Genomic DNA, 20,962 nt, shown 5'->3' on the forward strand with positions numbered 1-20,962 from the left:
TTTCTATATTATTTCAATAGAAATTGTCTTTTTTTACTTATCTTGGAACTTTATATCCAAGACTCTTTTTTAAATGCGTATTAACTTACCCATTTTTTAGTATAGTTTTCTATATACTGATTAGCGAATTTCTTGAATTCTTGCAGCTTTACCACGTAAACTACGTAAGTAGTATAATTTAGCACGACGTACTTTACCGCGACGTTTAACTTCGATTTTTTCGATTTTTGGAGTGTGTAATGGGAATGTACGTTCCACACCTACACCTGAAGAAATTTTACGAACTGTGAAAGTTTCAGAAATTCCTCCACCGCGGCGTTTAATTACAACACCTTCGAAAACTTGGATACGTTCACGTGAACCTTCGACGATACGTACGTGTACACGTAAAGTGTCACCAGTACGGAAAGTTGGTAAGTCTGTGCGTAATTGTGATTTTGTAACTGCTTCGATTAACTTATGATTACTCATTTTTATACTCTCCTTCAACCTATGTTCTTGCCTAGACATTCATATAGCAGCGGATCATAGTGATTTTTAGTGTCTTTTCACACTTGATATATATTAGCATACTCCTAGTTGTTTTTCAATTGGTTTTTATAGCTTTCTAAAAATTCTTTATCCTTGTCACTTAATTGATACTTTTCTAGTAAGTCCGGACGTTTATGCAAAGTACGTATTAATTTTTGTTCATGTCGCCATTTTTCTATATTTGCATGATTTCCAGATAATAATACGTCAGGTACAGTCATACCTTTATATTCTCTTGGACGTGTATATTGTGGGAATTCAAGTAAACCATCGGAGAAAGAATCATCTTGATGGGATTGTTCATTACCAAGTACTCCAGGAATTAATCTAACGATAGCATCAGTCATAGTCATAGCTGGTAATTCTCCACCAGTCAATACATAATCCCCCATTGAAATTTCATCGGTTACTAAATTTTCTCTAATTCTTTCGTCATATCCTTCGTAGTGTCCACAAATAAATACAATATGTTCCGCTTCACTCAATTCTTCAGCAATTGCTTGAGAGAATGGTCGTCCTTGAGGACACATGAGAATGACACGCGTTTTATCAGTACGTTTTAAATCTTTCATTGCATTAAACACTGGTTCTGGTTTTAAAACCATTCCTTGACCGCCACCATACGGATAATCATCCACTTGATTATGTTTATTTTCAGCGTAATCTCTAAAGTTTACAGTATTAACTTCAATAATATTTTTATCTTGCGCACGCTTCAAAATCGAATGATTTAGAACGCCGTCGAACATTTCTGGAAATAATGTTAGGTAATCTATTTTCATTATTCTAATAATCCTTCCATTGGCGTAATACGAATTGTTTTATGTTCAACATCTACTTCTTTAACGACATCTGCTATATATGGAATAAGGTATTCTTTGTCACCTTTAACAACCCATACATCATTGGCACCTGTTTCAAAAATATTAATGACTCTTCCAATTGGTGTATCATTATTAAAAACCGTACACCCAATAATATCAGAATAGTAAAATTCATTTTCATTCAATTCAATATCCTCATGATCACGTTCTTGGAATAAGTAGTCGCCTTTATATTGTTCGACGTCATTAATATTATTAATACCTTCAAATTTAAGCATGTGAAATCCTTTATGTATACGATATGATGTAATAGTCATTTCTATTTCATTATGGTGGTGATTCACGATAAGGACTTCTCCAGGTTGAAAACGTGTATCAGTAAAATCAGAATTAGATTTTACTTTTACTTCTCCTTTAATCCCATGTGTATTTACAATTTGTCCTACTTCTACTTGCATCCTTATCCTCCTTACATAGTCGTTTATTTATACATATTAACATGTTTCTTATAAAGTGAGAATATAATAAAAGCCTGTGACATACCTTATGCCACAGACCTGTTATTATATGATATTGATATTATTATCAATTATTTTGAACGTTTTTGTTCATCAAATGTTTTTAAAATACCTTGTTTTGATAAGATATTGTGAACAGTATCAGTTGGTTTTGCACCGTCTTTTAACCATTTTAAAGCTAATTCTTCATCGATTTTAACTTCTGGTGCATTTACACTTGCTGGATTGTAAGTACCGATTTGTTCGATGATACGACCATCACGTGGTGAACGCGCATCAGCTACAACGATACGATAGAATGGATTTCTTTTTGAACCTAAACGAGTTAAGCGAATTTTAACTGCCATTTATAAAACTCTCCTTTAAATCTTTTAATTTTTATTTTCTACAAGAAATAATAATAACAGGAACCTCCAACTTTGTAAAGACTTTTTTCTTTACCAAATCTAGATTTATGAAATAAATTGTAGATTTGATTATGTACTAGCTTTAACTAGAGCTTACCTTTATTCATTTTAGTTATGTATGTGCCAATGTACATGCGTTCCTTTACTTATTTATGAAAAAGCGGAATAACACTTAGGATGTTATTCCGCTTTCATTACTTTTTAGAATGGTAAATTCATGCCTTTTAACATATTTTCCATTTGGCTACGTTTACCTTTTTTACCTTTACGACCATTACCCGTAAATTGTTTCATCATTTTTTTCATATCATTAAATTGTTTCATTAAACGATTCACTTCCTGCAATGAACGGCCTGAGCCTTTTGCTATACGTTTCTTTCTTGAAACATTTAAAATTGCTGGATCTTGTCTTTCATTAGGTGTCATTGATTGAATAATAGCTTTAATATGGTCAATTTGTTTATCGCTCATATTTAGCTTATCTAAACCTTTCATTTTATTCATACCTGGAATCATTTTCATAATATCATCCAGTGGTCCTAAATTCTTCACTTGATCCAATTGTTCTAAGAAGTCATCTAATGTAAATGAGGACTCACGCATTTTCTTTTCTAAATCTTTAGCTTTTTCTTGGTCCACATCTTGTTGCGCTTTTTCGATAAGACTTAATACGTCACCCATACCTAGTATACGAGATGCCATACGCTCTGGATGGAATAATTCTAAACCATCCATTTTTTCACTCATACCAACAAATTTAATTGGTTTATGTGTTACTGCACGAATAGAAAGTGCCGCACCACCACGAGTATCTCCGTCTAATTTAGTTAAAGTCACACCAGTGACATCCAATTGCTCATCAAATGATTGCGCAACGTTCACAGCATCTTGTCCTGTCATCGCATCTACAACAAGCATAATTTCATCTGGTTTTGAGATTTCTTTAACATCAATTAATTCATTCATTAATGTTTCATCAATGTGTAAACGTCCCGCAGTATCGATAATTACAAAGTCCAAATGTTCTTCTTTAGCATATCTTAATGCGTTATCTACAATTTGTTGTGGTTTAACTTGATCACCTTCACTATAAACAGGTACATCAAGTTGTTTACCTACTGTTTGTAATTGATTAATCGCAGCTGGACGATATATGTCGGCTGCTACTAACATTGGCTTTTTATTATATTTTTTACGCATTAACAATGCCAATTTACCAGCGGTAGTTGTTTTACCTGCCCCTTGTAAACCAACCATCATTACAACTGTGGGTGGCTTATTAGCCATTTTAATAGATGTATTTTCTCCACCCATTAATTGTGTTAATTCATCTTGTACTATTTTTATAACTTGTTGTCCAGGTGTTAAAGACTGCATAACGTCTGATCCCAAAGCACGTTCGGAAACTGTTTTAACGAAGTCTTTGACTACCTTGAAGTTAACATCGGCTTCTAACAATGCTAATCTAACTTCACGCATCATTGTTTTAATATCCGCTTCTGTTACTTTACCTTTACCGCGAATTTTTTGCATCGTGGCTTGTAAACGATCGGATAATCCTTCAAATGCCATATTAACAACCTCCTTATAAATTATTCTAGTTCTTCTAATTTTTGGATTAAATGTTCCAGTTTTTTAGTATCATGAATAGATTGTTTCATTTCGTTATAAATCATTTGACGTTGTTCAAATTTCTCATATAACTTTAATTTAGTTTCATAGTCTTCTACTAAATCGCCAGTTCTTCTTATATTATCATAAACCGCTTGTCTACTCACTTTAAACGTTTCAGCAATTTCACTTAATGAGTAATCATTTAGATAAAATAACTCAAGATAATTCTTTTGTTTTTCAGTAAGCAAAGAATGGTAAAAATCAAATAGATAATTCATTCTTAACGTTTTAACTAAATCATTTTTCCCCATTTTGGTGTTCCTCATTATTATCTGTTAAGCTTTGCATTTCATCAGGGATATTATCATTTTGCTCAATCATATCAGCAAACAATCCATATACATAACTTTCAGGATTAAATGGTTGTAAATCATCTAGTTTTTCACCTAAACCAACGTATTTTACTGGAATATGCAATTCGTTTCGAATCGCAAGTACAATACCACCTTTTGCTGTGCCATCTAATTTAGTGAGCACAATCCCTGAAACGTTGGTTACTTCTTTGAATGAACGTGCTTGTGATAGTGCATTTTGACCAGTGGTTGCGTCTAAACATAATAATGCTTCATGGGGTGCATCTGGAACAGCACGACTAATGACTCGTTTCATTTTGTCCAATTCTTGCATTAAGTTTGATTTATTTTGTAAACGACCTGCTGTATCGCAAATTAATATATCTACATCTTTATTCTTAGCCGCATTGATTGCATCATAAACCACTGCTGCAGGATCAGAACCTTCGCTTTGTCTGATTACCTCTACGCCTACACGATCGCCCCAAACTTGTAATTGTTCAATTGCACCTGCTCTGAAAGTATCACCAGCAGCCAACATAACTTTTTTACCTTCCATTTTATAACGATGTGCCAATTTACCAATCGTTGTAGTTTTACCTACACCATTGACCCCAACCATTAAAATGACATTTAATCGGCCATCTTCGATGTTCATTGCTTCTGAATGATCATCTTCTTGGTGATAAATTTCTACAATTTTTTCAACGATAACTTCTCTTAAACCTTCAGTTTCTTTGATATTACGACGTTGTGCTTCTGTACGTAATTCATCCGTTAATTGCATAACCGTATTGAAACCTACATCCGCAGTAATCAACATTTCTTCTAAAGCTTCGAAGAAATCTTCATCTACAGTTCTATAACGTGCAATCAAGTTATTTAATTGCTCTTGGAAGTTTTCTCTTGATTTTTCTAAACCTGCTTTAAACTTCGCTCCCATTTTTTGAGCTTCAATTTCTTCAAAATCTTCAATTGAAATTAACCCATCTTCGTCAAAGTCAGCTTCGCTTAATTTACGTGGTTTTTTCTTTTTTGGTGCAGGTTCTTCATTTTCTTGTTCATTGTCTTTTGTTGATGGTTGATCTAATTCCTCATCTTCCGTTAATTCCTTTTCAATATCTTCAGTCGACTTTGTAGAAAATTTATCTTTTAGTCGTTTGAAAAAACTCATGCATTTTCCTCCTTCATAACCTCATCTATTGTATTTAAATTTACACTTACTAATTTTGAAACGCCTGACTCTTGCATTGTAACACCATATAAACGATCCGAATACTCCATGGTACCTTTTCTATGCGTAATGACAATAAACTGTGTTTTTTCCGATAAATCATTTAAAAATTGTGCGTAACGAATAACATTAGCTTCATCCAAAGCTGCTTCCACTTCGTCTAGTATAACAAATGGTGCTGATCTTACTTTTAAAATAGCAAACAGTAATGCAATAGCACTTAATGCGCGTTCGCCACCACTTAATAAAGAAAGATTTTGTAATTTTTTACCTGGTGGTTGAACAATAATATCTACTCCTGCAGACAAGTAATCATCATCCGTAAGCTCTAACTTGGCATGACCACCACCAAAAAGTGATTGAAAGACAGTTGTGAAATAATCTTGTACTTCAAAAAATGTAGCTTTGAAACGATCTTTTACTTCTTGATCCATTTCATCAATGATTTGTTCTAAAGTCTGTTTTGCTTCTCTTAAATCATTTCTCTGTTCATTCAAAAATGTATAACGTTCATTTAATTCTTCAAATTGTTCAATAGCATTAACATTAACTGAACCTAATTCTTCAATTGACATCTTAGTTAATTTTACTTTTTTTCTTAATGTTTCTATTGGAACATCTGATTGATAAGTTTCTCTCGCACGTTCAAGTGTAAGATGATACGTTTCATTTAAATGATTCATTGCGTGATTAATAAGAACATCTAATTTAGACTGTTGGGCCTTAATATCTTGATAAAAACTTTCAATAGATAATAAATCTTGATGGCATTGTTCGAGTTTGTACTCATGAATTTCAATATCTTCATTTATAGAATCTTTCTGTTCTTTTAAAGTATCAAGTTTTTGTTTTAATTTATCACGTTGAGACGCTTTATCTTGGATACTTGATTGAAGTTGTTGAAATGCTTTTTCGCCCATCATATCGTCAGAATTAAATAATTCTATTTTCTCTTTAGTTGCAATGATTTGTTGGTTAATTTGTGCAAGTTGCTTATCTATTCTTTCCAATGACATAATTTGATGACTTATTTTTTCTTTAACGACTGCAACATCAGAACGTTTTTGATTTAATTCTTTTTCAACTTGCGATACATTTTCTTTACCTTCTTTAGAGAGTTTGGAATATACCTCTATGTCATTTTCAAGTTGTTTTAGTTGCTCTTGAATTTCAGATAAACGCAATTGTTGTTGCTTTAATGTGTGACGACTTTTTTCACTTTGATAGCCATCATTTTTCTCAAATTCAAATTCTTCATGTTCACTTTTTATATGTGTTTCTTGTTTTTTCAATCGATCTAAAGTCAATGTTTCTTCGTGAGCGGTATCTTTTAATTGATGATATTGTTGGCTTAACTCTACATACTTATTACTTAATGTCTCAACTTTCTCTTTTTGCTTTTGCAATTGTTGTTCGAATTCTTTTGTTTTCTCTTCGTAGTCGTTTAATTGTGTTTTCATTGTTGCCAATTCATCTTTTTGAGCTAAAATACTTTTTGATTGACGCATTCCGCCACCTGTCATTGCTCCTCCTAGATTAACGATATCTCCTTCTAAGGTAACGATTCGCGCTTTATATTGAATCGCTCTTGCAAGTTCATTCGCAATTTTAAGATTCTCCACTATAATTGTAGTACCCATCAAATTATCTATCACAGCTTGATACGTTTGATTAACTTCAACCGCTTCCGATGCAATATTAATAAAACCATCAAAATTTCGAGCTACATTTTGAATATGATGAGATAAACTTCTTGCTCTAATTACATTTAGTGGTAAAAATGTTGCTCTTCCTAATCCTCGTTGTTTTAAAAATTTTATCGCTTGGCGACCATCTTTTTCATTATTTACAATAATGTGTTGTAATGAGGCTCCTAACGCTGTTTCAATCGCTTGTGTCAATTTTGATGGTACCTTGATGACTTCAGCTACTGCACCATGAATACCACTTAAAGTATTCTCTTTTGCTTTTAATATATGTTTTACTCCATTAAAAAAGTAGGAATAGTCTTCTGCTTGTGTTTCTAAACTTTCCATACGCACGCGCATTTTATCAGTATATCGATAAGCTTGATATAACTTATCTTCATATGTCGCTTCTATACGTTTTGCTTCAGATAAACGATCTTCAACGTCACGCATGTCTTTCTCTGTTATGTTCATTTTTTGTGATATAGTAGTATGCGCTTGTTCTGTTTGATGTATGTCATTTTGAATATGTTTAAGTTGATCAAATACTTCTATTAATCTTGCATCGAGACGTGTTTTTTTAGTTTCATTTTCTTGAATAGTACGTTCTAAAAAACGAATATCATTATTCACTTCAGATTGCTCAGACATTAATTCATAATATTCATTTTTAATAGTTTCTAATTTTTCATCATGTTGTGCATCTGTAAGATTAAGTTTTGATTCTAACTGTTTAATCTCTTTATTAAGCGATTGATGCTGTTTTTTAAGTTTAGATACTTGTTCTACAGAAAGTTCTCTTTCATCTTGAACATTCTTTAATTCATACTGTAAATTATCTAATTCTTCTTCAAATCGTGCATTCGTTTCTGATTGATTTCTTTTTCGCTCTTCAAGTACATTTAATTTTCCAATAAATTTTTCATATTCCTCAGTTGTAGTAATTAAATCTATATTAGTGTGGTCGGTATCTCTTTCAAGTTTTTGACGTTGCGTTTTTTGTTTTTGTAAATATTGATTTAATTGAGCTTGTTGACCTTCTTTTTCAGCTTGTTGGCTTTTTAGATGATTCAATCGTTCATCGAGTTGACGATTCTCTTCATCATATTGATTAATATCGTGTACAGTTACAACAACATCACTATGCTCCATCTCTTTTGATAATTGTAAGTATTCTTTAGCAATAGATGCTTCTGCTTTTAGGGGTTCAACACGCCCTTCTAAATCATATAAAATATCCTCTACTCGAGATAGATTATCTTCTGTATGACCAAGCTTTTGTAAAGATTCCGTTTTTCTTTTTTTATACTTTAAAACACCCGCTGATTCTTCTATGATTTGACGTCGGTCAACAGGTTTAGCATTTAAAATTTCATCTACTCTACCTTGTGAAATAATACTAAACGCTTCTTTTCCTAGACCAGAATCTAAAAATAACTCTGTAATATCGCGTAGACGTGCCCTATCATTATTTAAATAATATTCGCTTTCTCCACTACGATAAAGACGACGTGTTACAATCACATCATCAGCCTCAATCTGCAATTCTCTTGTAGAATTATCTAATTTTAATTGTACTTCTGCATAATTTTGTGCTTGACGATGTTCTGCCCCTGAGAAAATAATATCTTCCATTTTAGAGCCACGAAGCGACTTAGCAGATTGTTCTCCTAAAACCCATTTAATCGCATCAGTAATATTACTTTTCCCACTACCATTTGGACCAACAATTGCTGTCACGCCTTTATCGAACTGTACATTCGTACGATCTGCAAATGACTTAAAGCCAACGGTATCTATAGATTTCAAATAAACCATACTCTTCTCCTTAATTCATTCATACTCATTCTTGTTGAAAAGAAGATAATATATGAAATGCGTTCATTATTATTTGTTCTCATCTCTTAACTTATGATAAGCACTTTCAGCTGCTTTTTGTTCAGATTCTTTTTTTGTTCTGCCTTGTCCTTTTGCGATTGCTTTATTTTCTAAAATCACTTCAGATGTAAATAAGCGATGGTGTGCTGGACCTTCTTCTTTAATCAAATGATACGTCACATCACCTTTACTTTGACTATGAATATATTCTTGGAATTGTGTTTTAAAATCGACCACGCCAATTAATTCATTATGTTCTACATATGGAAAAATGACTTTTTGAGCAAACTTCCAGACTACTTCTAAGCCTTGGTCTAAGTATAAAGCCCCAATAAACGCTTCAAAAGCATCTGATACTAATGAAGGTCTTGTTCTACCACCTGTTTTTTCTTCACCTTTTCCAAGTAAAATGAGTTGATTTAATTCAATTTTATTTGCAAATATTACAAGTGAGGGTTCACATACGATTGTCGCTCTCATTTTAGTTAAATTTCCTTCTGGTAAATTAGGATATTTGTCAAAAAGGTAACGTGAAACCGTCAATTCTAATACCGCATCTCCTAAAAATTCTAAACGCTCGTTATGAGCTAATCGATCCATATTAAAATCATTAATAAAGCTAGAGTGCGAAAACGCTTGTTGGTACACATCTAAATGAGTATAACTAAGACCAAGCATCTTCATTTTTTTATCAAATTGATATTGAAAATCTTTAATCATTTCTGATTGTTTCGGGTGCATGATTGATAAACCTCCGTTCATGTTATTGATGTCCTATGAAAAAAATCTGAGCCATCATGACGACGACTCAGATGTAAGTTTTTATTTTTCAAGACTATTGATGTATTTAACTGCATCACCAACAGTGTTGATTTTTTCAGCTTCTTCATCAGGAATTTCAGTACCAAATTCGTCTTCTAATTCCATCACTAATTCAGCGATATCAAGTGAGTCAGCGCCTAAATCATCTTTGAAAGATGCATCTTCTGTTACTTTATCAGCGTCTACACCTAAACGGTCAACGATGATATCTTTTACTTTATCGAAGTTTTCCACGTCGATTCACCTCCTTTAAAAGTGTCTATCCATAGACTATTATATTTTCCCATTTTAAGGGCTAAAACACAAGTATTTATTAAAAGGATAATGACTATTTATCCTTTTAAATACATGACGTATATATTACATATACATGCCACCATTAACTGATAACGTTTGACCTGTAATATATTTTGCACGATCAGATGCTAAAAATGACACTGCATAGGCAATATCTTTATCTTCTCCAAAACGTGATAATGGAATTTGCTCCAACATTTGTGATTTAAGATCTTCATTTAATGCATTTGTCATATCTGAGACGATAAACCCAGGCGCAACTGCATTAACAGTAATACCACGTGAAGCAAGTTCACGTGCACTTGATTTTGTCAGTCCTTCAATACCTGCTTTTGTCGCAACATAATTAGCTTGTCCAGGATTACCCATAGCCGCTACAATACTAGATAAATTGATAATAGCACCGCTACGTTGACGTAACATTTGTGGCGTAGCTTTTTGAATACAATTAAATGTCCCTTTTAAGTTAGTATTAATAACGTCATCCCATTCTTGCTCTTTCATTCGCATTAATAAATTGTCTTTTGTAATACCTGCGTTGTTTACAAGAACATCTAAAGAGCCAAATTGATTTACAACTTCTTTAATCATAACTTTGACTTGATCACCTTCAGCAACATTTGCTTGTATTGCAAAACTTTCTACGCCTTTTTCTTTAATTTCTTTAACCACTGCTTCTGCTTTTTCTTTATTACCCGCGTAATTAACTGCTACATTGAATCCATCTTCTGCTAATTGCAATGCAATACTACGTCCAATTCCTCTAGAAGCACCAGTTACTAATGCACTTTTAGTCATTTTCATTCCATCCTTTCACATCTTCTAATGTTTGAATCGATGTAATTTTAACATCTCGATTAATTTTTTTAATTAAACCAGATAATACTTTACCAGGTCCAATTTCAATAAAATGATCCACACCTTGGTCTATTAACCATTCTGTCGATTTAATAAATTGTACTGGTGAATAGAGTTGTTTCACCATATTTTGTTTAATCGTTTCTGCTTTTGTTTCTCCATGAGCATTGTAATTTTGAACGATAGGAAATTGAGCATCATTCCAAGTGAATTGATCAATAAATGAAGCGAAATTCTCTTCAATTACTTGCATCATTGAAGAGTGGAAAGGACCTGATACTGCTAAAGGAATCACACGCTTCGCACCTAAAGATTTTCCTTCTTTAGTTAATTTATCAATCAGCGCTTTATGCCCAGATACAACGATTTGACCTGGTGCATTAATATTGGCAGGTTCAATTAATTGATCTCCAAATGAAATTTCTTTACAAATTTCATTTACCTCTTCATAACTTAGCCCTAAAACAGCAGCCATACTTCCTACACCATTTGGAAAAGCTTGAGTCATTAATTCGCCACGCTTACGCACAATTTTCACTGCATCTTCAAATTTTAGTACACCAGCAGCCACTAAACTTGAATATTCACCTAGACTATGCCCCATTGTATAGTCAGCATCTATATGGTTTAGTGCTTTTAGTAATGCAATACTATGTGTTAACAATGCAGGTTGAGTATTCTCAGTTTCTCCTAATTTTTCCTCTTTATCTGTAAACATCGTTTCTAATAAATCAAAATCAACCGTTGTTTGCGCTAATTCTAAAATAGAAGTCGCATCTTTATTAACTTGATATAAATCTTTAGCCATTCCGACTTTTTGTGCACCTTGTCCAGGAAAAACAATTGCAGTTTTACTCATTGTCACTACCTACCGTTTCTCTCATAATTTTTACTATTTGTTCATCACCAGCAATTTTAGCTTGTCGAATTGCAGAATAGAATGCACGTGCATTTGAACTGCCATGTGCTTTTACTACAGTACCATCTAACCCTAAAAGAACAGATCCACCATATTCTGCATAATCTAATTTTTTCGCAAACTTACTGATATCTTTTTTCAATATCGCCGCAGCAAGCTTATTTTTTAAATTAGCTAATAGTGTACCTTTTAACATTTTTCCAATTGATTTAGCAGTACCTTCGATGTTTTTTAGTACCATATTTCCAGTATAACCATCAGTGACAACTACATCTGTGTCACCCTCCATCAATGTTTTAGCCTCAATATTTCCATTAAATCGAATAGTCGCTTCATCTTTTAATAATTGATATGTTTTTTTAGTCAAAGCATTTCCTTTTGCTGGTTCAGTTCCGATATTCAACAATGATATTTTAGGTTGTTGAATACCTCTAATTTTTTGAGCATAAATATTACCTAGCTGTGCATATTGCAATAAGTGTTCAGGTTTTGCATCTGCATTGGCTCCAACATCTAAAAAGACAAATCCTTTACCATCGATAGTAGGTAATGTGACAACAAGTGCTGGTCTAGCTACGCCTTTAATACGTCCGACGATAAATAGCCCTGCTGACATTAAAGCACCTGTATTACCAGCAGATACACAGCCATCTGCCTCACCAGATTTAACCGCTTCTGCCATGCGTACCATTGAACTGTCTTTTTTTCTTTTAATGGCACGTACAGGCTCATCTTCCATCTCAATTTTTTCTGAACAATGTCTAAACTCTATACGCTCATGATTTAATGTATATTGTTTTTCATCACCAAATAAAATAATTTCTAAATCTTTAAAATCATTGATTGCTTTTTCTACAGCTTCTAATACGATTCCTGGTGCATTGTCGCCACCCATCATATCTACAGCAATTTTAACCATGGTTTTCATCCTCACTTATATAAAACATTTTAAATATGCCTGTAAAAACGCGTGTATCTTTTACAAAAGATTCCACTTTTATATCATAATGTCGATTTGTTCTATTGATTACGGTTGCTTCTGCTCTAACATTATCATGCAACTTTACTTTTTCAATAAATTTCAAATTACTTTCTTGAGTTAACACAGTAGAGTTATGTATTAGGGCTACACATAATGAATTAGCTTGAGCAAATAAAATATGCCCCCGTGCAATACGTGTTTTTTGAAACACATACTCTTCTGTAATTTCTATAATAGATTGGGCAGAATAATTAGGTTTAACTTGAATAAGATCCCCAATCACTTCATTAGCTTCCAATCCTTTGATATATTCATAATTTTGTTTAGCTACAGATTTAATACGTTTACGTAATTCAGGAATATTAAGTTGTGTGCGATCCAGACGGATAGTTTGAATACTTACGTTGAATAATTCACACAATTCACTATCCGTAATAAAGGGGTTTTCATTAATCGCCTTCATAATCTCATGACGACGTTCTGTTTTTTTTAATTTCATACTTTCCTCCCCTTTAAATATTTTAGTACCAAGTCTTAATCATTCCTCACATATCATAACACTTTCTATTTATTATCCTCAACAAATATTACATGTTCATATAATAAATAATTTGAATTAAATATCAGTTTACTGATGTTAATCAAAACTTATGTTAAGTAAATGGTCGTTGATAAATGCTCTTAAACGTTCATATTTCTCAGTAAAGAACTCCCCGGATTGAATGAGTTCTGCAGCCTCATCACGAGCTACTTCTAGCATACGATAATCTTCTACTATATTAGCAACCATAAAATCTGGTAACCCGCTTTGTTTAACTCCAAAGAAATCACCAGGGCCTCTCATTTCTAAGTCACGTTCACTTAATTCAAATCCATCTGTAGTTTGTGTCATAATGGTCATTCTTTCTATGCCAGTTTCTGTTTTAGGTGATGCAATTAATACACAATAACTTTGATGTTCACTACGTCCAACACGACCTCTAAGTTGATGTAATGTAGATAATCCAAAGCGATCAGCATCATAAATCATCATGAATGTAGCATTAGGAACATTAACGCCTACTTCAACTACGGTTGTCGACACTAAGATATCAATATCATGATGACTAAAACGTGCCATTACATCATCTTTTTCGTCTGCTGACATTTTCCCATGTAATAAACCTACATGTGTTTTACCATAAAATTCTTGTAGTGACTCAAAAAGTTCAACAACATTTTGTACATCTTCTAGATGTTCAGAACTTTCAATTAGTGGACAAATCACATAGGCTTGGCGTCCTTTTTTTAGTTCGCTTGTCATTTGAGCTAACACTTGGTCATACTGTTCATGTTTCGCCCAATGTGTAATAATTGGCTTTCGACCTTTAGGTAGTTGTTTAATTGAGGACACATCCATTTCTCCAAATACTGAAATGGCTAACGTTCTCGGTATAGGCGTCGCAGTCATAAACAATACGTTGGTCATAGCACCTTTTTCTCTTAGTAATTGACGTTGATTCACACCAAAACGATGCTGTTCATCAGTAATCACTAACCCTACATTTTTAAATTGTACATCATCTTGAATCAATGCATGTGTACCAATTAAACAATCGATCGTTCCATTCTCTAATTGTTCTAGCAATACACGTCTTTTTTTTCCTTTTACCGATCCAGTTAATAAAGCCACATTCATATGGTCACCGAAAAGTTCTGTTAAACTGTTTGCATGTTGTTCAGCCAAAATTTCTGTAGGTACCATCAGTGCAGATTGATAACCAGCAGTTTTGAGTGCATACATACAAATTGCTGCTACAACTGTTTTCCCTGACCCAACATCACCTTGTAATAAACGATGCATGCGTATTGGCGCTTTCAAATCTCTAAATATTTCATTAACGCTCGATTTCTGTGCATCTGTTAATTCAAAAGGTAACGACTGGATAAATGACTTTACTTTATTAATATCATAATTAATTTCAATGGCTTCATCTGAAGCTTTTTCTAAGCGATTTAACCATTGCATACGTAGTTCAAACATAAATAATTCAGTAAAAGCATATGTACGTCTCGCACGCATAAGCGCTTGTTTATCTTTAGGTAGATGTAACGTTTTAATAGTATAATCTAGTAATTCCAATTTGTACTTTTTTCTTAATTCCTCTGTAATCCATTCATGTATAGTGACATCATTAAGAGATTGATGAATCATATCACGCATCTGTTTTTGTTTAATACCTTCTTTAAGTCGATATACCGGTTCTAATCTCACTTCTTCAGTAGAGGTATGAGTGTCATTAAAAAAAATACGATTGCCATTAATTTCTTGTTTAGCACGAGTCCATTTACCTTTTATTGTTACTATTTGATTTAACTCAATTTTCTTTTTTAAATACGGTTGATTAAAAAATACACATTTAACTGCGATATTATCAATCATTAAATGGACAGTTAATTTTGATTTATTCCGGCCAAAAAAGGCTACCGTGGGTACAGAATAAATTTCTCCTGCTACTGTCACAGTAGATTGATCTTCAGCTAAGTTTAAATCTACGACAGTATTATCTTCATAACGTGTTGGTAAATATAACACTAAATCTTCTATTGTGTGAATGTTTAATTCATGTAGTAAAGCAATTCTCTTTGGTCCAAGTCCTTTTATAGATTGAAGCGGATATGGACTTTCAATTAAACTAACTTTCGACATTATTTCTCACCTAATATTTTTAATCTTATTTATATTTTATCACGTTTATTATAAATATTTAGTGATACCATCTTACTATAGCTCACTCGACAAATGAATATCACTCGCTTCATTTAAACGTATAAACGTACAACATTCACTTTTAACACTAATATCAATTATCATACTTAACCAATAAAAAGAGATCCTACAATGTTTCAATCTATTTTAATTGATTTTGCATTAGCTCTTCATCTTATTTAAATTTTAGAAGTACGAAATATTTTATATTTCATCAAGGTCCAAATCAAGAACGATTTATACATATATTCCCAGTTATTATTACTGTTGAATTATATGATATTTTTAATCACTCTTTGAGTATTAGATATCTTCTTAATTGTTATATCTTCCTCTATTTTACAGTTCATTACTGATAGCATATCTTTCTATTTTACTATATATTGATTGGTCATTATGTCTTGAAAAATCTATTAAATTAAGCTCTCCATTGTCATATTTTTCAATACTTTTCTTAAATATAAAATGGGGAGTGACAACGACAATTATTTCATCGTTATCACTCCCACTATTAAATCTCACTTTATTCTACAGCAAATAAATATGGATAAATTGGTTGATCACCTTTATGGATTTCTATTTCAACATCTGGATATTCATTTTCTATCCATTCTTCTAATTGAGTTGTCATATCAGATTGTGCATCTTCACCAGTTATCACTGTTAATATTTCACTTTCTTCATTTAACAATGTACTTAATAAGCCAGTAATAGTTTTAAATTCATCTGCATTACTAGTCACAATTTTACTTTCAGCTAATCCCATAAATTCATCTTTTTTAATATCTACACCATCAATCTTAGTATCTCTGACAGCAAATGTAATTGATCCAGATTTAACTGTTTCTAACGCTGTATTCATATGAGACGCATTTTCTTCTAACGTAGATGCAACATCATATTGGAAAAGTGCTGCAATACCTTGAGGAATAGATGTAGTTGGAATGACTACTGTGTCAGCTTTAACAAGTTGTGCTGCTTGATCACTAGACATTCTAATATTTTTGTTATTTGGTAAGATAATTGCACGCTGGCATTCAGACTGTTCAATCACCTTAACAATATCCTCTGTAGAAGGATTCATTGTTTGCCCACCACTAATAATGTGTGTCGCACCCATTGAAGTGAACAACTCAGAGATACCTTCACCCATTGAAATGGCAATTACTGCTGTTTCAACTGTTTTAGGTTGTTGCGAAGCTGTTGCTTGTTGATGACTTTGTTCTTTTCTAATTACTTCACGATGTTGTTCACGCATATTTTCTACTTTTAATTTAATAAGTTCACCATATTGTTGTCCATAATTGAACACTTCACCTGGTGTTTCTGTATGTACATGGACTTTAACTATTTCATCATCATTAATAACTAATAATGAATCACCAAATTCGCTCATATCATTTCTGAATGTTTGTTCATTAAATTCTTTTTTATCTTTTCCAAAGCTTACCATCATTTCAGTACAATAACCGTACTTAATATCTTCTGTATTAATAACCCCATGAAAATCATGTTCTTCATGAACCAAATCTTCTGTGTCTAATTTTTGTTTGTTAGCTTCAACTTTTTCGCCTTTTAGTCCTTTTAAAAAGCCTTCGTAGACACATAATAAACCTTTACCGCCACTATCCACTACGCCTACTTCTTTTAAAACTGCTAATAAATTTGGCGTATTATTTAAAGATTGCTCAGCTTTTTCGATTGTATATTCCATTACTTCGATGCAGTCATCTGTTTCTTCTGCTTTAGTCATAGCTGCACTTGCTGCATCTTTGGCAACAGTCAAAATAGTTCCCTCAACTGGTTTCATGACTGCTTTATAAGCTGTATCTACACCTGCTTGAAAACTACTAGCAAATTGTTGAGCATTAATCTCCTTTTCATCTTCAATATTTTTGCAAAATCCTCTAAATAATTGAGATAAAATAACACCAGAGTTACCACGTGCTCCCATTAAAAGTCCTTTAGAAAAAGTTTTACCTAATTCACCAATACTTTGAGATAAATTATTTTCAACTTCTTCGCGACCTGAGGTAATTGTTAAATTCATATTTGTTCCTGTATCACCATCAGGTACCGGGTATACATTAAGGGAATCAACTAAATCTGCATTATTAGATAAATTGTGTGCCCCTTGTATAATCATATCGGCAAATAATTTACCATTAATTTTGCTAATCATCGTGCTTTGTCCTCCTATACCTTCTTGCCCTTGTTATTAAGTCTTACACCTTGTACAAAAATATTAATAGAATTCACTTTAATATTAAGTGAACTTTCGAGTGTATATTTTACTGATGATTGTACATTGTTAGCTACTTCAGAAATTTTGACACCATAACTTACAATGATGTACATATCTATATCAATCACACCATTATCTTCTTTAACAACAATGCCTTTAGCATAATTCTCATGTCCTAATATTTCAGCAATACCGTCTCTTACTTGTTGTCTAGATGCCATGCCAACAATGCCATAACTTTCTACAGCTTTACTTCCTACAACAGAAGCAATGACCTCATTTGAGATATCAATTTTGCCATAGTCATTTAAGATTTCTAATGTCATCTTCATTATCCTCCTGAATTATGGTTAAAATCATATTTAATAAATGATGTATACATATATGATAAAGATAACTATTTTATAAATAAGCCAATCTACATAAAAATATATTATAATAACTCCACAATAGTTAATTATACCATAGATTTACATTTTCAAAACAATTAACATAAATTACATATGATTTTATTGCTTTAAATATTGATATATGGTATCTTATTTAAGTATATAAGTAGTTAAGTGTATTTATATTTATTAAAGGAGGTACTTTGATGGGTAAACAATGTTACGTAACAGGTCGTAAAGCTACGACTGGTAATAATCGTTCACACGCTTTAAATGCGAACAAACGCAGATTTAACGCTAACCTTCAAAAAGTTAGAATTTTAGTTGACGGTAAACCTAAAAAAGTTTGGGTTTCTGCTCGTGCTTTAAAATCTGGTAAAGTTACTAGAGTTTAATAAATATAATGCACTAAAAATGCCTTCATATGTGGTGAAGGCATTTTTTTATTACTCTAAATCTCTACTTCTCATTTGCAGTACTTGACCTTTTTCAACTTCGATAATTGCCATTGATCGATTGACTTCATTAGAAATTGTCAGTGTAGAGCCTATTTCTAAGTGCTGATGATTTAAATTATATTTAAACCCAGATAAAGATAATATCACTTCTCCATTTACTGGAATAAATGAAACATATTGATATTTATCAGATTTATGAAGTTGATGTGTTCCGGTATTAAGTAGCATGATTTCATTTTGCTTATCTATTACTTTAATTATAATTTCTTTTTTTATATAGACTGACTTGAAAAGAATTTGTAATGTTCCCATAAAATGATCTAATCTTCCACCCGTTGCTCCGTAGATATCTATTTCTGTATATCCCTTTTGAATAGCTTGTTCTACGCCTAATGCTAAATCAGTGTCATCTTTTTCAGCTTTAACTGGATGAATATTTAATGTTTTTTTTAAAATTTCTCTTTCTTCATCATTGACGGAGTCAAAATCGCCCACTGAAAAAGCAGGTACAATACTGTGTTCAGAAAGAATTAAAGTTCCACGATCTATTCCACCCCAAGGTTCAGTTGATAATTTTGAAAAAATATGAGGTGGTAAATGACGATCTCCACATAGTAAATTAATTTTCATTATCTCAACCTCTCAATATTTTAGTCACTGTTTTATAATCATCATGGTTAAAAAAGTATGAACCTGTAACAAAAAGGTTAGCCCCATGTTTTGCACAAATATCTATCGTTTTATCATTTATACCGCCATCGACTTCAATATCAAAATTTAAATTAAAAGATGACTTCAAATCATTTAATAACTTAATTTTTGAAGCACACATGTCGATAAATGTTTGTCCACCAAATCCAGGATTAACCGTCATTACTAAAACATAATCCACCATGGAAAGAACAGGTACGACCCTATCTACAGGGGTGCCAGGATTAATTACTACACCTGCTTTTTTATCTAGACTTTTGATAAGTTGAATAGCACGATGAATATGAGGGGTTGATTCAATATGGACTGAAATCATGTCTGCACCATGTTTTGCAAATGTCTCAATATAGTTTTCAGGATTCTCAATCATGAGGTGTACATCAATTGGTAATTGTGTAGTTGATCTTACTGCATCTAATATGGGTAATCCAATTGATATATTAGGTACAAATTGACCATCCATAACATCAAAATGTAGACCGTCAACGCCCGCTTCTTCTAATAATTGTATTTCATGTTTTAAATTCAAAAAATCGACTGATAATAAAGAAGGAAAAATGTGTCTCATTAATATCTAACCTTTCTATTCGAAATTTCATTAAATAATTGTAAATAGTGTTCATAACGAAATTGTGCTAAATTATTGTTTTCTAATTGATGTTTAACATTGCATTTAGGTTCTTTAATATGATTACAATTTCTAAATTTACAATCATTTCCAAAAGTATTAATTTCTTTAAAGTAATACTTTACATCATCTTTTTCAATATGATCAAAATCAAGTGCACTAAAACCAGGTGTATCTGCTATAAAACCATTTTCTCTTTCAAATAGCTCTACATGTCTTGTCGTATGTTTGCCTCGATTAAGTGATTTAGAAATATCATTGGTTTCAAGATTTAATTCTGGTTTAAACGTATTTATAAATGTTGATTTTCCAACACCAGATTGTCCACTTAGCACAATTAGACCATTGGGCCAAGTATTCACAATATCAACTTTATCAGTTTCTTTACCTACAAATTGAACAGAATATCCTATTTCCTTATATGTATTTAGTATTGTTTCGATATGATTGATTTGCGTTTCACTAGCAATATCTTTTTTAGTGACTAATATACTAGGAGATAAGTTGTAAGAATGTGCAATCACTAAAAATCTGTCTAACAATTGTGTTGAAAAATTAGGTTCAACCGCACTCATTACAATAATCAGACCATCAATATTACTTACTGGAGGACGCTTTAATGCATTGTGGCGTTCATGCACGTGGTGAATATAACCTTCATCTTCATTTTGAATGTCAAAGTCAACGATATCTCCTACTACAGGAGAAAATTTTTTCTTTCTAAAAAGACCACGAGGTTTAGTATTATATTTTTTTCCACCTACATCTACTTGATATACTCCACTAATTAGTTTAACAATACGTCCTGTTTCCAAATTAACACCTCAAATTAAGTATTTATGTTTACGTTATTATAG

Annotated in this window: 21 protein-coding genes; 1 reads left to right on the forward strand and 20 read right to left on the reverse strand. The window is 32.3% G+C overall.

The window, feature by feature from the left end; genetic code table 11:
• Window positions 1–120 precede the first annotated feature (120 nt).
• From rplS to HMPREF2629_RS08365, 17 genes are all read right to left on the reverse strand, one after another.
• A complete protein-coding gene (gene rplS / locus HMPREF2629_RS08285; RefSeq protein WP_002448843.1) occupies window positions 121–471 on the reverse strand; it encodes a 50S ribosomal protein L19 in 351 nt (116 codons plus the stop codon).
• Between the two features lie 104 nt (window positions 472–575).
• The gene (gene trmD, locus HMPREF2629_RS08290) at window positions 576–1,313 is read right to left on the reverse strand and encodes a tRNA (guanosine(37)-N1)-methyltransferase TrmD (RefSeq protein ID WP_017174587.1); all 738 of its coding nucleotides are present in this window, start codon (window positions 1,311–1,313) and stop codon (window positions 576–578) included.
• A complete protein-coding gene (gene rimM, locus HMPREF2629_RS08295) occupies window positions 1,313–1,813 on the reverse strand; it encodes a ribosome maturation factor RimM (protein ID WP_017174586.1) in 501 nt (166 codons plus the stop codon). Before rimM ends, trmD begins: the two co-directional genes overlap by 1 nt.
• 131 nt (window positions 1,814–1,944) lie before the next feature.
• Window positions 1,945–2,220 (reverse strand): 30S ribosomal protein S16, encoded by a 276-nt coding sequence (gene rpsP / locus HMPREF2629_RS08300; protein ID WP_002448807.1) that lies wholly within the window; start codon window positions 2,218–2,220, stop codon window positions 1,945–1,947.
• A gap of 261 nt (window positions 2,221–2,481) precedes the next feature.
• Window positions 2,482–3,852 carry a signal recognition particle protein gene (gene ffh / locus HMPREF2629_RS08305; protein WP_049379516.1) on the reverse strand — a complete coding sequence of 457 codons (1,371 nt, stop codon included), beginning with the start codon at window positions 3,850–3,852 and terminating at the stop codon, window positions 2,482–2,484.
• A gap of 20 nt (window positions 3,853–3,872) precedes the next feature.
• Window positions 3,873–4,205 carry a putative DNA-binding protein gene (locus HMPREF2629_RS08310; protein ID WP_017174585.1) on the reverse strand — a complete coding sequence of 111 codons (333 nt, stop codon included), beginning with the start codon at window positions 4,203–4,205 and terminating at the stop codon, window positions 3,873–3,875.
• Window positions 4,192–5,421 (reverse strand): signal recognition particle-docking protein FtsY, encoded by a 1,230-nt coding sequence (ftsY, locus tag HMPREF2629_RS08315; protein WP_017174584.1) that lies wholly within the window; start codon window positions 5,419–5,421, stop codon window positions 4,192–4,194. The genes HMPREF2629_RS08310 and ftsY overlap by 14 nt, the downstream gene beginning before the upstream one ends.
• A complete protein-coding gene (gene smc / locus HMPREF2629_RS08320; RefSeq protein ID WP_070813281.1) occupies window positions 5,418–8,987 on the reverse strand; it encodes a chromosome segregation protein SMC in 3,570 nt (1,189 codons plus the stop codon). The genes ftsY and smc overlap by 4 nt, the downstream gene beginning before the upstream one ends.
• A gap of 69 nt (window positions 8,988–9,056) precedes the next feature.
• Complete coding sequence (gene rnc / locus HMPREF2629_RS08325; protein WP_002448736.1) at window positions 9,057–9,788, reverse strand: ribonuclease III; 732 nt, start codon at window positions 9,786–9,788, stop codon at window positions 9,057–9,059.
• Between the two features lie 81 nt (window positions 9,789–9,869).
• Window positions 9,870–10,103: an acyl carrier protein gene (locus HMPREF2629_RS08330; RefSeq protein WP_001830184.1), complete on the reverse strand. Its 234-nt coding sequence runs from the start codon at window positions 10,101–10,103 to the stop codon at window positions 9,870–9,872.
• A gap of 126 nt (window positions 10,104–10,229) precedes the next feature.
• A complete protein-coding gene (gene fabG / locus HMPREF2629_RS08335; protein WP_017174582.1) occupies window positions 10,230–10,964 on the reverse strand; it encodes a 3-oxoacyl-[acyl-carrier-protein] reductase in 735 nt (244 codons plus the stop codon).
• Window positions 10,957–11,883: an ACP S-malonyltransferase gene (gene fabD, locus HMPREF2629_RS08340; protein WP_017174581.1), complete on the reverse strand. Its 927-nt coding sequence runs from the start codon at window positions 11,881–11,883 to the stop codon at window positions 10,957–10,959. Before fabD ends, fabG begins: the two co-directional genes overlap by 8 nt.
• Entirely contained in the window at window positions 11,876–12,862 is a 987-nt protein-coding gene (gene plsX / locus HMPREF2629_RS08345) for a phosphate acyltransferase PlsX (protein WP_017174580.1), read from the reverse strand. Before plsX ends, fabD begins: the two co-directional genes overlap by 8 nt.
• Entirely contained in the window at window positions 12,855–13,424 is a 570-nt protein-coding gene (gene fapR / locus HMPREF2629_RS08350) for a transcription factor FapR (protein ID WP_070813282.1), read from the reverse strand. Before fapR ends, plsX begins: the two co-directional genes overlap by 8 nt.
• Window positions 13,425–13,562: 138 nt before the next feature.
• On the reverse strand, window positions 13,563–15,614 hold the full coding sequence (gene recG, locus HMPREF2629_RS08355) for an ATP-dependent DNA helicase RecG (RefSeq protein ID WP_070813283.1): 2,052 nt from the start codon (window positions 15,612–15,614) through the stop codon (window positions 13,563–13,565).
• 583 nt (window positions 15,615–16,197) lie between these two features.
• Complete coding sequence (gene fakA, locus HMPREF2629_RS08360; protein ID WP_070813284.1) at window positions 16,198–17,856, reverse strand: fatty acid kinase catalytic subunit FakA; 1,659 nt, start codon at window positions 17,854–17,856, stop codon at window positions 16,198–16,200.
• Window positions 17,857–17,870: 14 nt separating this feature from the next.
• Window positions 17,871–18,245, reverse strand: coding sequence for an Asp23/Gls24 family envelope stress response protein (locus HMPREF2629_RS08365; RefSeq protein WP_002448841.1), 375 nt, complete (start codon window positions 18,243–18,245; stop codon window positions 17,871–17,873).
• Window positions 18,246–18,514: 269 nt separating this feature from the next.
• On the opposite strand from HMPREF2629_RS08365, the gene rpmB reads away from it, so the two are divergent.
• Window positions 18,515–18,703: a 50S ribosomal protein L28 gene (gene rpmB / locus HMPREF2629_RS08370; protein WP_002448748.1), complete on the forward strand. Its 189-nt coding sequence runs from the start codon at window positions 18,515–18,517 to the stop codon at window positions 18,701–18,703.
• A 51-nt stretch (window positions 18,704–18,754) separates the two neighbouring features.
• On the opposite strand, the gene HMPREF2629_RS08375 is transcribed toward rpmB, so the two are convergent.
• From HMPREF2629_RS08375 to rsgA, 3 genes are read right to left on the reverse strand one after another with little or no spacing between them, the layout of a single operon-like run.
• Window positions 18,755–19,396, reverse strand: a complete 642-nt coding sequence (locus HMPREF2629_RS08375; RefSeq protein WP_070647567.1) for a thiamine diphosphokinase — start codon at window positions 19,394–19,396, stop codon at window positions 18,755–18,757.
• Window positions 19,397–19,400: 4 nt separating this feature from the next.
• Complete coding sequence (gene rpe / locus HMPREF2629_RS08380; protein ID WP_019835648.1) at window positions 19,401–20,045, reverse strand: ribulose-phosphate 3-epimerase; 645 nt, start codon at window positions 20,043–20,045, stop codon at window positions 19,401–19,403.
• Window positions 20,045–20,920, reverse strand: a complete 876-nt coding sequence (rsgA, locus tag HMPREF2629_RS08385) for a ribosome small subunit-dependent GTPase A (RefSeq protein ID WP_070647568.1) — start codon at window positions 20,918–20,920, stop codon at window positions 20,045–20,047. The genes rpe and rsgA overlap by 1 nt, the downstream gene beginning before the upstream one ends.
• Window positions 20,921–20,962: the final 42 nt, after the last annotated feature.

The sequence above is a fragment of the Staphylococcus sp. HMSC034C12 genome (assembly GCF_001835895.1).
Lineage (GTDB): Bacteria > Bacillota > Bacilli > Staphylococcales > Staphylococcaceae > Staphylococcus > Staphylococcus hominis.

Excerpts from the sequence above, each read along its gene's own strand:
- ffh (WP_049379516.1), bottom strand. The coding sequence starts at position 3,852 with ATGGCATTTGAAGGATTATCCGATCGTTTACAAGCCACGATGCAAAAA.
- rpsP (WP_002448807.1), bottom strand. The coding sequence starts at position 2,220 with ATGGCAGTTAAAATTCGCTTAACTCGTTTAGGTTCAAAAAGAAATCCA.
- trmD (WP_017174587.1), bottom strand. The coding sequence starts at position 1,313 with ATGAAAATAGATTACCTAACATTATTTCCAGAAATGTTCGACGGCGTT.
- fakA (WP_070813284.1), bottom strand. The coding sequence starts at position 17,856 with ATGATTAGCAAAATTAATGGTAAATTATTTGCCGATATGATTATACAA.
- rpe (WP_019835648.1), bottom strand. The coding sequence starts at position 20,045 with ATGAGACACATTTTTCCTTCTTTATTATCAGTCGATTTTTTGAATTTA.
- fabG (WP_017174582.1), bottom strand. The coding sequence starts at position 10,964 with ATGACTAAAAGTGCATTAGTAACTGGTGCTTCTAGAGGAATTGGACGT.
- recG (WP_070813283.1), bottom strand. The coding sequence starts at position 15,614 with ATGTCGAAAGTTAGTTTAATTGAAAGTCCATATCCGCTTCAATCTATA.
- plsX (WP_017174580.1), bottom strand. The coding sequence starts at position 12,862 with ATGGTTAAAATTGCTGTAGATATGATGGGTGGCGACAATGCACCAGGA.
- rimM (WP_017174586.1), bottom strand. The coding sequence starts at position 1,813 with ATGCAAGTAGAAGTAGGACAAATTGTAAATACACATGGGATTAAAGGA.
- HMPREF2629_RS08365 (WP_002448841.1), bottom strand. The coding sequence starts at position 18,245 with ATGACATTAGAAATCTTAAATGACTATGGCAAAATTGATATCTCAAAT.
- smc (WP_070813281.1), bottom strand. The coding sequence starts at position 8,987 with ATGGTTTATTTGAAATCTATAGATACCGTTGGCTTTAAGTCATTTGCA.
- rnc (WP_002448736.1), bottom strand. The coding sequence starts at position 9,788 with ATGCACCCGAAACAATCAGAAATGATTAAAGATTTTCAATATCAATTT.
- HMPREF2629_RS08310 (WP_017174585.1), bottom strand. The coding sequence starts at position 4,205 with ATGGGGAAAAATGATTTAGTTAAAACGTTAAGAATGAATTATCTATTT.
- fabD (WP_017174581.1), bottom strand. The coding sequence starts at position 11,883 with ATGAGTAAAACTGCAATTGTTTTTCCTGGACAAGGTGCACAAAAAGTC.
- HMPREF2629_RS08375 (WP_070647567.1), bottom strand. The coding sequence starts at position 19,396 with ATGAAAATTAATTTACTATGTGGAGATCGTCATTTACCACCTCATATT.
- ftsY (WP_017174584.1), bottom strand. The coding sequence starts at position 5,421 with ATGAGTTTTTTCAAACGACTAAAAGATAAATTTTCTACAAAGTCGACT.
- rpmB (WP_002448748.1), top strand. The coding sequence starts at position 18,515 with ATGGGTAAACAATGTTACGTAACAGGTCGTAAAGCTACGACTGGTAAT.
- rplS (WP_002448843.1), bottom strand. The coding sequence starts at position 471 with ATGAGTAATCATAAGTTAATCGAAGCAGTTACAAAATCACAATTACGC.
- fapR (WP_070813282.1), bottom strand. The coding sequence starts at position 13,424 with ATGAAATTAAAAAAAACAGAACGTCGTCATGAGATTATGAAGGCGATT.